The sequence below is a fragment of the Bradyrhizobium sp. 1 genome, assembly GCF_023073315.1.
GTDB lineage: Bacteria > Pseudomonadota > Alphaproteobacteria > Rhizobiales > Xanthobacteraceae > Bradyrhizobium.
In genome coordinates this window covers 67271-78506 of sequence record NZ_JADPJH010000011.1, presented here as the reverse complement: position 1 = coordinate 78506, position 11236 = coordinate 67271, and the positions used below count along the sequence as shown (strand labels likewise).

Genomic DNA, 11236 nt, shown 5'->3' with positions numbered 1-11236 from the left:
GGAGAGGTCGGATCGCTCTTGCGATCCGGGTGAGGGGGTACAGGTCCCACGGCAGTCTACCGTGTGGATAGAGCCCCTCACCCCAACCCTCTCCCCGTAAGAACGGGGAGAGGGAGAGCAACAGCGTCGCTCCCGTCCATTGTCGCGCCCGCACCAAACGCGCTATGCCTCGCGCATGGCGCATCCGTTGTCCCGCATCATCGACCAGCTCAAGCGCGAGCCGTCACGTACCGGCTCCATCGTCGTCACTGTGTTCGGTGACGCCATCGTGCCGCGCGGCGGGTCGGTTTGGCTCGGCACGCTGCTGGAATTCTTCGAGAGTCTCGCCATCGACAGCGGCGTGGTCCGCACCGCGATGTCGCGGCTCGCCGCCGATGGCTGGCTGACGCGCGAAAAGGTCGGCCGCAACAGCTTTTATCGTCTGGCCGACAAGGGAAATCAGACCTTCGAAGCCGCCACGCGCCACATCTACGATCCGCCGCCGTCGGATTGGACCGGGCGCTTCGAGCTGCTGCTGATCGGCAATGGCGAAGACCGCGACGCTTCGCGCGAAGCGCTGCGCAATGCCGGCTTCGGCAGTCCGCTGCCCGGCGTGTGGGTCGCACCATCGGGCGTGCCGGTACCGGACGAGGCCGCGGGCGCCATCCGTCTCGAAGTCTCGGCGGAGGATGACAGCGGCCGCCGCCTGCTCAGCGCGAGCTGGCCGCTGGAGCGCACTGCGGATGCCTATCTGAAATTCATGAAGACGTTCGAGCCGTTGCGCGCTGCGATCGCGCGCGGCACGGACCTGTCCGAGGCCGACGCCTTCACCGCGCGCATCCTGCTGATCCACTACTACCGTCGTGTTGTGCTGCGTGATCCGCTGCTGCCCGACAGCCTGCTGCCGGCGGACTGGCCGGGCAGGGCGGCCCGCGACCTCTGCGGCGAGATCTACCGCGCGTTGCTTGCTCCATCGGAGCAATGGCTTGATGGCCATGGAACCAATGAGAAAGGGCCGTTGCCACCGGCGCGAAAACTCCTGGAAAGGCGGTTCGGCGCCTGAGTTATATGTTACAGAAATATCTTGCGTGAAGTAATTTTTGTTATATATTCCTCCCAATAAAACGGGAGGATGCGCATGTATACCCAGGCGCTGAACACGGCCGAGACCGACGATCGCGGTCTTGAGGACGCGGTTAAGGCTGCGCAGTTCCAGGCCCGCATCGATGCGGAGGAGCGCATCGAGCCGAACGACTGGATGCCAGCGGCCTATCGCAAGACGCTCACCCGCCAGATCTCCCAGCACGCCCATTCCGAAATCGTCGGCATGCTGCCCGAAGGCAACTGGATCACGCGCGCGCCATCCCTGCGCCGCAAGGCGGCGCTGCTGGCCAAGGTGCAGGACGAGTGCGGCCACGGGCTCTATCTCTATGCCGCCGCCGAGACGCTCGGCACCTCGCGCGAGGAGCTGGTCGATGCCATGCTGGCGGGCAAGGCCAAATACTCCTCGATCTTCAACTATCCGACGCTGACCTGGGCCGATATCGGCACGATCGGCTGGCTGGTCGACGGCGCCGCGATCATGAACCAGATCCCGCTGTGCCGCTGTTCCTATGGACCCTATGCGCGCGCCATGATCCGCGTCTGCAAGGAGGAATCGTTCCACCAGCGTCAGGGCTACGAGATCATGCTGACGCTGTGCCGCGGCTCGGACGAGCAAAAGGCGATGGCGCAGGATGCGCTGAACCGCTGGTGGTGGCCGGTGCTGATGATGTTCGGACCGCCGGATGCGACGAGCCAGCACAGCGACACCTCCACCAAGTGGAAGATCAAGCGTTTCTCCAATGACGAGCTGCGTCAGAAATTCGTCGATGCCACCGTGCCGCAGGCGCAATATCTCGGGCTGGAGATTCCCGATCGGGGTATGACGCAAGATGCCGAAGGGCACTGGTGTTACAGCGAGATCGACTGGACCGAATTCAAGCAGGTGCTCGCCGGCAACGGCCCCTGCAACCGCGACCGCATGGCCGCCCGACGCAAGTCGCACGACGAGGGCGCCTGGGTGCGCGAGGCGGCGGCCGCCTATGCCGCGAAGCGCGCGCAGCGCCAGACCGCACAAGCCGCGGAATAGGGAGATCAAAATGGCCACGCCGAACACGCCGCTGTGGGAAGTCTTCATTCGCAGCCGCAACGGGCTCGCGCACAAGCATGTCGGATCGCTGCATGCGAGCGACACCACCATGGCCTTGCAAGCCGCTCGCGACATCTACACCCGTCGCGGTGAAGGCCTGTCGATCTGGGTCGTGCCGTCCACCGCGATCACCGCGAGCGATCCTGCCGAGAAGGGCATGATGTTCGAGCCGGCGGAATCGAAGATCTACCGGCATCCGACGTTTTACGAAGTTCCCGAGGAAGTGGGACATATGTGATGCCTGCCGCCAACATCGAGATCTCCGAAACCCCATTGGTGCTGTACGCGCTGCGCCGCGCCGACGATGCGCTGGTCCTCGGCCACCGGCTGTCGGAATGGTGCGGACACGCGCCGATGATGGAAGAAGACATGGCGCTGTCCAACGTCGCGCTCGATCTGATCGGCCAGGCCCGTGAGCTCTACACTTACGCCGCCAAGGCCGAAGGCAAGGATAACGACGAGGACAAGCTCGCGTACCTGCGCGACGTCAGACAGTACCGCAACCTGCTGCTGGTCGAACAGCCGAACGGCGACTTTGCCCAGACCCTGGTGCGGCAGTTCTTCTATTCCGCCTTCGCCGATCTCTACTGGCGCGCGATGATGAATTCGCGCGACGCGACGCTGGCCGCGATTGCCGCCAAGTCGGAGAAGGAGAGCGCCTATCATTTGCGCCACGCCTCGGAATGGATCATTCGGCTCGGTGACGGCACGGACGAAAGCCACGCGCGTGCGCAGGCGGCAGTTGATCACCTCTGGGCCTTCACCGGCGAGATGTTTGCCGTCGACGACGGCGAGCGCGCCTTGATCCATGCCGGTATCGCCGTCGATCCCGGGACCTTGCGCGGCCGCTGGCTGACGACGCTGTCCGATGTCGTCAGCGAAGCAACGCTGACGCTGCCACAAAATGACTGGATGCAGCAAGGCGGCCGTGCAGGCCGCCACAGCGAGCATCTCGGCCATCTCCTGTCCGAGCTGCAATCGATACAGCGAACCTTCCCGGGGCAGACATGGTGACGTTCCTCGATCGCGACAGCGACCTGCGCCAGCGCGCCTGGGACGCTGCGGCCAGCGTGGTCGATCCCGAAATTCCGGTGCTGACCATCGCCGACCTCGGCGTGCTCCGCGATGTCGTTCTCGACGGCGATCATGTCGAGGTTGCGATCACGCCGACCTATTCGGGCTGCCCGGCCATGAACATGATTGCGCTCGAGATCGAGGTCGCACTGGAGCGCGCCGGTTTCCGTCATCCGGAAGTGCGCGCGGTGCTGTCGCCGGCCTGGACCACCGACTGGATGAGCGAGGATGGGCGTCGCAAGCTGCGAGCCTACGGCATCGCGCCGCCGCAGGCCTCAAGCTCACGTCGCGCGCTGTTCGGCGGACAGGCCGTCGCGTGCCCGCAATGCGGCTCCGACAAGACCGAACTGCTCTCCGAATTCGGCTCGACCTCCTGCAAGGCGCTCTGGCGCTGCAAGGCCTGCCGCGAACCCTTTGATTATTTCAAGTGTCATTGATCATGTCAGCAGCCGCACCGCGCTTCCATCGCCTGACCGTCAACGATCTCCGCCGCGAGGCGTCCGATGCCGTTTCGTTGACCTTCACCATCCCCGGCGATCTCGCCGGCGATTACGCCTTCACGCCCGGCCAGTATCTGACGCTCCGTACCATGCTCGACGGAGAAGAGGTGCGGCGCTCCTATTCGATCTGCTCCGGCCCTGACGACGGTGAAATCCGCATCGCCGTGAAGAAGGTCGACGGCGGCGCATTTTCGAGCTGGGCCGCTGACGAGCTGAAATGCGGCGACGAGCTCGATGTGATGACGCCGACCGGCCGCTTCGGTGTGGTCGCGCCTGCCGAAGCCGGGCGCATCCATGTCGGCTTTGCCGCAGGCTCCGGCATCACGCCGATCCTGTCGATCGTCAAGGGCATTTTGGCACGGGAGCAGGATAGCCGTTTCTTCCTGTTCTACGGCAACCGATCGAGCGACAACATCATGTTCCTCGAACCGCTCGAGGAGCTGAAAGACCGCTTCATCGATCGCCTCTCGATCTTCCACGTCATCTCCGGCGAGGAGCAGGACATCCCTATCCTGCATGGCCGGCTCGATGGCGACAAGGTGAGGGTGCTGCTGCGCTCGCTAGTGCCGGCAGCAAGCGTCGACCACGTCTTCATCTGCGGTCCCACAGGTATGAGTGAGGACATCGAGGCAACCTGCCGTGATCTCGGCCTCGCGGACGAGCGTCTTCATGTCGAGCGCTTCGTCTCCGAATTCGGCGGCAAGCCGCGGCCGAAGAAAATCGTCGCACCCGACGCGCCGCCGAAGGCGATCGCGTCCCTGATCATCGATGGCAAGCGCCGCGACGTTCCGGTCGCCGAGGATGAAGCCATCCTCGATGCCGCGCTGCGCGCCGGCATCGATCTGCCTTTCGCCTGCAAGGGCGGCATGTGCTCGACCTGCCGCGCAAAACTGGTCGAGGGCGAGGCGCCGATGGACCTCAACTACTCGCTGGAACCGTGGGAGCTGAAGGCCGGTTTTGTGCTCACCTGCCAGGCGAAACCATCGTCGGAGCGGGTCGTGGTCGACTACGACCACGTTTGACAGTTTTGGCCAGGCAGCAGAACATCATGAGCGAGCAATTGGCCGGGAGAAGCGCGTGAACATCAAAGCCGCCCTGTCGCCTGAGGATGTTGCCCGTGCTTGCGCCGATGCGATGTGGGCGGAGGATGATGCCTCCAAAGGTCTCGGCATGGAGATCGTCGAGGTCGGCCCCGGCTTTGCGACGCTCGCGATGAATGTGCGGCCGGACATGGTCAACGGCCAGCGCATCGCCCATGGCGGCTTCATCTTCACGCTCGCCGATTCCGCCTTTGCTTTTGCCTGCAACTCGCAAAACGACCGCGTGGTGGCCGCGCAGGGCCAGATCACCTTCATCAGGCCGGGCAAGCTCGGTGATCGTCTCGTTGCGAAAGCGCGCGAGGTGACCCGCGGCGGCCGCTCCGGCATCTATGACGTGCGTGTCACCGCAGGCGACACCGTCATCGCGGAATTCCGCGGGCATTCGCGCGTCATTCCCGGCACCTGGTTGCCGGCGCAAGACCAATAAAGAAAAGAACGAACCGATGTGGGGAAACGAGAATGGCTTCGACGAAGCTCAGGGAAGGCGGCCACACCTATAAGGCCGAGATGGATGCGCATGAGCGCGCGTCACGCGATGAGATCATGGCGCTGCAGACGCAGCGGCTGGCCTGGTCGCTGAAGCACGCTTACGACAACGTCGCGCATTATCGCAAGGCGTTTGATAAAGCCGGCGTGCATCCGTCCGACTTTCGCGAGCTCTCCGATCTCGCGAAATTTCCGTTCACGGTGAAGACCGACCTGCGCGACAATTATCCCTTCAACATGTTCGCCGTGCCGCGCGAAAAGCTCGTGCGCGTGCATGCGTCGTCGGGGACGACCGGCAAGCCGATCGTGGTCGGTTATACGCAAGGCGACATCGACACCTGGTCGGAAGTGATGGCGCGCTCGATCCGTGCCGCCGGCGGCCGCACCGGCATGATCATCCACAATGCCTATGGTTATGGCCTGTTCACGGGCGGGTTAGGCGTTCACTACGGCGCCGAAAAGCTCGGCTGCACCGTGGTGCCGATCTCGGGCGGCATGACCGAGCGGCAGGTGCAGCTCATCAACGACTTCAGGCCCGACATCATCACGGTGACGCCGAGCTACATGCTGGCGATCCTCGACGAATTCAAGCGTCAGAAGCTCGATCCGCGCCAGTGCTCGCTCAAAGTCGGCATCTTTGGCGCCGAGCCCTGGACCAATGCGATGCGCGGAGAGATCGAGGACGCCTTCGACATGGATGCGACCGATATCTACGGGCTCTCTGAGGTGATGGGCCCGGGTGTTGCGCAGGAATGCATCGAGACCAAGGACGGACTGCACATCTGGGAGGACCATTTTTATCCCGAAGTGATCGACCCCCAGACGGGCGCAGTGCTGCCAGATGGCGAGAAGGGCGAGCTGGTCTTCACCTCGCTCACCAAGGAAGGCTTTCCGGTGATCCGCTATCGCACCCGCGATCTGACGCGGCTGCTGCCGGGTACGGCGCGGCCCGGCATGCGGCGGATGGAGAAGGTGACGGGCCGTTCGGACGACATGATCATCCTGCGCGGTGTCAATTTGTTCCCGACCCAGATCGAGGAGGTGCTGCTCGCGACCGACTGGTGCGGCGGACACTTCATCCTCGAACTGACCCGCGAAGGCCGCATGGACGAGCTGACCATCATCGCCGAGGCGCGCCCCGAGAGCTGGGACGGAAGAGGTCTGGTCGACCATGCCGACCGGATCTCGACCCATATCAAGAACACGATCGGCATCAGCTCAAGGGTTCAGGTGGTCGCCCCCGCTACGCTGGAGCGCTCGCTCGGCAAGGCCAGGCGGCTCTACGACAAGCGGCCCAAGGACTGACTTGACGGATTGACTTGGCCGCCCCCAAAGGCGACAAGGCCCGCGAGAAATCGCGGGTCTCTTCCATGTCAGCAGCTGATAGCAGAACCGTCGAAGCGCGCTGCGTGCGCCTCAATGCCAAGGCCGAGAACGCTGCTGCGGTTGTGCCGATGGTCGAGCATCACACTCTCACGCGCGGTCCGAACGATCTTCTCATTGAGGTGAAGGCTGCCGCCGTCAATCCATCCGACGTCAAGGCTGCGACCGGGCTGATGCCCTATGCCGTATTTCCCCGAACGCCCGGCCGCGACTACGCCGGCGTGGTGATCGACGGGCCGGCCGGGACGATCGGCCGCGAAGTGTTCGGCTCCTCCGGCGATCTCGGCATCCGCCGCGATGGCACTCATGCCAGCCATCTCGTCGTGGAACCCGATGCGGTCGTGGAGAAGCCGACGACGGTGTCCTGGGAGGAGGCCGCCGGCATCGGCGTGCCCTTCGTCACCGCGATGGAAGGCTTTCGCCGCGCCGGTGTGCCGAAGAACGGCGAGACCGTCCTGGTATTCGGCGTGAATGGCAAGGTCGGCCAGGCCGCGGTGCAGATCGCGACGTGGCAGGGCGCGCGCGTGATTGGCGTGGTGCGCAAGGCCGAGGCCTATGAGGGCCACAGCAATGCGTCCATCGAGGTGATCGACGCTTCCACGACCGAAGTCGCCACGCGCGTGCGCGAATTGACCGGCGGCAAGGGCGCCGACATCGTCTTCAACACGGTCGGCGATCCCTATTTCCAGGCGGCGCACAAGTCGCTCGGCTTGCGTGGCCGCCAGATCCTGATCGCCGCGATCGACCGTATCGTGCAGTTCAACATTCTCGAATTCTACCGTGGACAGCACACCTATGTCGGCATCGATACGCTCGGCCTGTCCTCAGCTGCGACCGGCGCAGTGCTGCGCGAGCTCGGTCCGGGCTTTGCGAGCGGACATCTGAAGCCGTTCCCGATCAAGGCGAAGGCGATCTATCCGCTGGAGCGGGCGAAGGAGGCCTATGTCTCCGTCGCCGGCTCGTCGCGCGACCGCGTGATCCTGAAGCCTTGAAGCTCGCAATGACGGAGAATGGCAAGAGGCCTGAGAACATCAAATGGAATCCTCTACCCAACTCGTCATTCTCGCCGGCCTTGTCATCGGCCTCATCTACGGGTCTGTCGGCCTGCTCAGCGGCTTCTGCCTGATGAGCAGCATGCGCGGATGGCTTGCGAAAGGCGACGGGCGGCTGGTGCGGTCCTACGCGCTGGCGATCGCGGTCGCGGTTGCCGCCAGCCAATTCCTCGCCGGCAACGGCATGGTTGACCTCGGCAAGTCGATCTACCTGCAACCCAGCTTCTCGGTGCCGGTGCTCTTCCTTGGCGGCCTGCTGTTCGGCTACGGCATGGTGCTGTCGAACGGCTGCGGCTCGCGCGCGCTGGTGCTGCTCGGGCGCGGCAATCTCCGCTCCTTTGTCGTCGTGATCGTGCTCGCCATCGCCGCGCAGATGACGCTCAAGGGGTTGATCGCGCCGGCGCGTATTGCGCTGGTTCAGGCGTCGCAAACGACTGTCAGCGCGAATTCGCTGCCGTCGATGCTGGCGACGTTCGGTCTCACTGAAGCGCTTTCGCGCATGGTTGCCGCGGCCGTCATCGTCGTCGCGTTGACCCTGTTCGCGTTCGCACATCCGGCCTTCCGCCGTTCGCCGGGCCAGATCGCGGCAGGCGCCATCGTCGGTCTTCTCGTCGCGGGTGGCTGGTACGTCACCGGCTATCTCGGCGCCGACGACTTCAATCCCGTGCCGGTGACCTCGCTCACCTTCGTCGCGCCGATCGCCGATGCCCTGCAATACGCCATGCTTTCGACCGGCCTGACGCTCAACTTCGGTATCGCGACGGTGGCCGGCGTCCTCACAGGTAGCCTGGCCACCGCGCTCGCGACCGGCCGATTTCATTTCGAAGGCTATTCCTCGCCGCGCCACATGTTGCGCTCAGGCGCCGGCGCCGCGCTGATGGGGATCGGTGGCGTGATGGCGTTCGGCTGTTCGATCGGGCAGGGGCTCACGGGCGTCTCGACGCTCGCACTGGGCTCGTTCGTTGCGGTTGCCGGCATCCTTCTCGGCGCGACGGCGGGCTTGCGCGGAAGCTTGCGGGTTCAGCCGCTCGCGGTGGCCTGACGGCGCAGCAGCCGGTCGCCCAGGGTCGCAAGGCCGATGCCGGCGACGATCAGTCCGGCTGCGACAGCCAGGCTCATGTCGATCGGCTCGCCGAGCAGGATCGCAGCGCTGGCGATGCCGACGATCGGCGTCCCGGTGGTACCGAGCGACGTGGTCAGCGCCGAGATGCTCTTGTTGACCATCGACATCGCCCAATAGGCCAGCGCCGTCCCGATCAGGCCGGAATACAGGAACAGCAGGACGAGTCTCAAAGACCATTGCGCGTGCGGCGGGCCCTCCGTGATCACCGCCGACCCCGTCAGCACGATCGTCGCGACGAGCACCTGCCAGATCAGCAGCTGGAGCGGGGACGCGATCCAGCGATGCGCGCGGATATAGATGATGTTTGCCGCCCAGGAGATCGCGGCGAGGATGACCATGCCGGCGCCGAGCACGACGTTGCTATTGGTCCAGTCGATCGACGTCGGATTCAGGATCACGGCAAGGCCGATCAGCCCGAGCAGGGCACCGGCGAGCTTTGGCGCGGTCAGCGTATCCTTCCCGAGCAGGGGCGCGGCGATCGCGACCCAGAGCGGGGTGGTGTAGCCGAGCACGATGGCCTTGCTCGCGGGCAGGAAGCGTACGCCCGACGCAACCAGGACCGAGAACACCGTCATGTGCAGCAGCGCCACGCTGAGGACAACAGGAATGTCGCGCCGCTTCGGGATCACCAGATTTTTGCTCAATCCGAGGATCACGAATAATGCAGCCAGCGCGATCCAGCTCCGGATCGCTGACGTCCATAGCGGCGGGAGGAACTGGACGAGCTGCTTCGTCACCGACCAGTTCACGCCCCAGGCCAGCACGACGATCAGGAACAGGCCGACGGCCATGCGGGGGGAGAGGGAGTTCATCGTAAAATCCTTGAAGCATTCCAGCCCGCCCGATAGCATCCCGGCTGGCACCTGAATAAGTGCCAGATAGGAGAAAAATAAAGTGCCAGTTTCGGATGGCGTGATCTCCACTCTGATCGACCTGAAGCGGGTCAGCGAGGAGGGGCTGGTCGCGCAACTGACGAGCCAGCTTCGAGGTCTGATCGTGGCCGGCCGTGTCGGCAAAGGTCGCGCGCTGCCGTCGAGCCGTCGGCTTGCGAAAGACCTCGGCGTCTCGCGCAACACTGTCACTTACGCGTTCGAGCAGCTTGCCGCTGAGGGATATCTCGCGGCTTCGCACGGCCGTCGTCCTGTGGTGACAGTCGACGGGGGTGAGCGCATCGAAGGGGCGGGCGCCGTCGCATCCCGTGCCCGCTCCAGCAGGCCGCGGCTCTCGCCCTGGGCGTCGAAGCTCAAGCAGACCGACTGGCCGATGTCCTATCAGGCCTCGCTAAAACCCCTGCGTCCGGGGCACGGCGATGCAAGGGAGTTTCCGAATGAGATCTGGGCGCGCTGCCTGCGCCGCGGCGCCGTGCGCGCAGCCAGGCGCGAACTCGGACCAGTCAACCGAACGCGCTTGCGCGAAGCGCTGGCGCATTATCTGGCCACCAGCAGGGGCGTCCGCGCCACGACGGATCAGATCCTGATCCTGCCGAGCGCGCAGGCCGCTCTCACCTTGATCGCGGCAGTGCTCATCACGCCAGGCGACGATGTCTGGGTCGAGGACCCCGGTTATCCCGGCGCCGCCGCCGCCTTTCGTGCGTCCGGTGCGCGCGTGACAGGCATGAAGCTGGACGAGCAGGGCATGCAGCGGATGCCGGGAATGGCTGCGCCAAAGCTCATCTTCATGACGCCATCGCACCAGCATCCGACCGGACGGCTGATGTCACTCGCCCGCCGCACCGAGTTTCTCGGGTCAAGCAGGCCCGGCAAGACCTGGATCGTGGAGGACGATTACGACGGTGAATTCCACTATGACAGCCGGCCGGTGCCTTCCCTGCAAGGTCTCGACGCCCATGGCCGCGTGTTCTATGTCGGCACATTCTCGAAGGCGATGACCTCGGATATCCGGCTCGGCTATCTCGTCGTGCCGCCGGCGCTGGTCAGCACGCTGGAGATCGCGCAGCGGCATATCGGGCTGATCGCGTCCAGCCATGTCCAGGAAGCGCTCGCCGAGTTCATTGCCGATGGGCATTTCCTCGCGCATCTGCGCCGGGTGCGCCGGCTCTATCATGCGCGCCGCGATCATCTCGTGGAGGGACTGGAGCGTCATCTCGGCGAGGTGCTCACGGCCGAAATTCCCTCCGGCGGCATCCAACTCGTGGCTCGTCTCAAACGTGGTCGTGCCGATCAGGCCGCGGTCAAACGGCTCGTTGAAGCGGGCGTTGAAACGCGCGCTCTGTCCAGCCTCGCGCTTGGTCGGCCGCGCGATCACGGCCTGCTGCTCGGCTTTGCGGCGTGGCGCGAGAACGAGATCAGCGCGGCCCTGCGGACGATGGCATCATGCTTCTAGTGCCA

At 64.6% G+C, this 11236-nt stretch carries 12 protein-coding genes; 11 read left to right on the top strand and 1 reads right to left on the bottom strand.

Annotation, left to right across the window (positions count from 1 at the left end; genetic code table 11):
- The first annotated feature begins 175 nt into the window (after nucleotides 1-175).
- From paaX to IVB29_RS05715, 10 genes are all read left to right on the top strand, one after another.
- A complete protein-coding gene (paaX, locus tag IVB29_RS05760) occupies nucleotides 176-1042 on the top strand; it encodes a phenylacetic acid degradation operon negative regulatory protein PaaX (protein WP_247502434.1) in 867 nt (288 codons plus the stop codon).
- Nucleotides 1043-1117: 75 nt separating this feature from the next.
- Complete coding sequence (gene paaA / locus IVB29_RS05755) at nucleotides 1118-2110, top strand: 1,2-phenylacetyl-CoA epoxidase subunit PaaA (RefSeq protein ID WP_247502433.1); 993 nt, start codon at nucleotides 1118-1120, stop codon at nucleotides 2108-2110.
- Nucleotides 2111-2120: 10 nt separating this feature from the next.
- Nucleotides 2121-2408 (top strand): 1,2-phenylacetyl-CoA epoxidase subunit PaaB, encoded by a 288-nt coding sequence (paaB, locus tag IVB29_RS05750; protein WP_211401400.1) that lies wholly within the window; start codon nucleotides 2121-2123, stop codon nucleotides 2406-2408.
- Nucleotides 2408-3184: a 1,2-phenylacetyl-CoA epoxidase subunit PaaC gene (gene paaC, locus IVB29_RS05745; RefSeq protein WP_247502432.1), complete on the top strand. Its 777-nt coding sequence runs from the start codon at nucleotides 2408-2410 to the stop codon at nucleotides 3182-3184. Before paaB ends, paaC begins: the two co-directional genes overlap by 1 nt.
- Nucleotides 3178-3681 (top strand): 1,2-phenylacetyl-CoA epoxidase subunit PaaD, encoded by a 504-nt coding sequence (paaD, locus tag IVB29_RS05740; RefSeq protein ID WP_247502431.1) that lies wholly within the window; start codon nucleotides 3178-3180, stop codon nucleotides 3679-3681. Before paaC ends, paaD begins: the two co-directional genes overlap by 7 nt.
- 2 nt (nucleotides 3682-3683) lie before the next feature.
- Nucleotides 3684-4766, top strand: coding sequence for a 1,2-phenylacetyl-CoA epoxidase subunit PaaE (gene paaE / locus IVB29_RS05735; RefSeq protein ID WP_247502430.1), 1083 nt, complete (start codon nucleotides 3684-3686; stop codon nucleotides 4764-4766).
- Nucleotides 4767-4821: 55 nt separating this feature from the next.
- Nucleotides 4822-5271: a hydroxyphenylacetyl-CoA thioesterase PaaI gene (gene paaI, locus IVB29_RS05730; RefSeq protein ID WP_247502429.1), complete on the top strand. Its 450-nt coding sequence runs from the start codon at nucleotides 4822-4824 to the stop codon at nucleotides 5269-5271.
- Nucleotides 5272-5303: 32 nt separating this feature from the next.
- Nucleotides 5304-6635 (top strand): phenylacetate--CoA ligase PaaK, encoded by a 1332-nt coding sequence (gene paaK / locus IVB29_RS05725; RefSeq protein WP_247502428.1) that lies wholly within the window; start codon nucleotides 5304-5306, stop codon nucleotides 6633-6635.
- A 65-nt stretch (nucleotides 6636-6700) separates the two neighbouring features.
- Nucleotides 6701-7705 (top strand): zinc-binding alcohol dehydrogenase family protein, encoded by a 1005-nt coding sequence (locus IVB29_RS05720; RefSeq protein WP_247502427.1) that lies wholly within the window; start codon nucleotides 6701-6703, stop codon nucleotides 7703-7705.
- Nucleotides 7706-7748: 43 nt separating this feature from the next.
- Entirely contained in the window at nucleotides 7749-8807 is a 1059-nt protein-coding gene (locus tag IVB29_RS05715; protein ID WP_247502426.1) for a YeeE/YedE family protein, read from the top strand.
- Here the strand turns inward: IVB29_RS05715 and IVB29_RS05710 are convergent.
- The gene (locus IVB29_RS05710; protein ID WP_247502425.1) at nucleotides 8786-9700 is read right to left on the bottom strand and encodes a DMT family transporter; all 915 of its coding nucleotides are present in this window, start codon (nucleotides 9698-9700) and stop codon (nucleotides 8786-8788) included. The genes IVB29_RS05715 and IVB29_RS05710 overlap by 22 nt on opposite strands.
- An 82-nt stretch (nucleotides 9701-9782) precedes the next feature.
- Here IVB29_RS05710 and IVB29_RS05705 point away from each other — a divergent pair, with 82 nt between their 5' ends.
- Nucleotides 9783-11231 (top strand): PLP-dependent aminotransferase family protein, encoded by a 1449-nt coding sequence (locus IVB29_RS05705; RefSeq protein ID WP_247502424.1) that lies wholly within the window; start codon nucleotides 9783-9785, stop codon nucleotides 11229-11231.
- Nucleotides 11232-11236 lie beyond the last annotated feature (5 nt).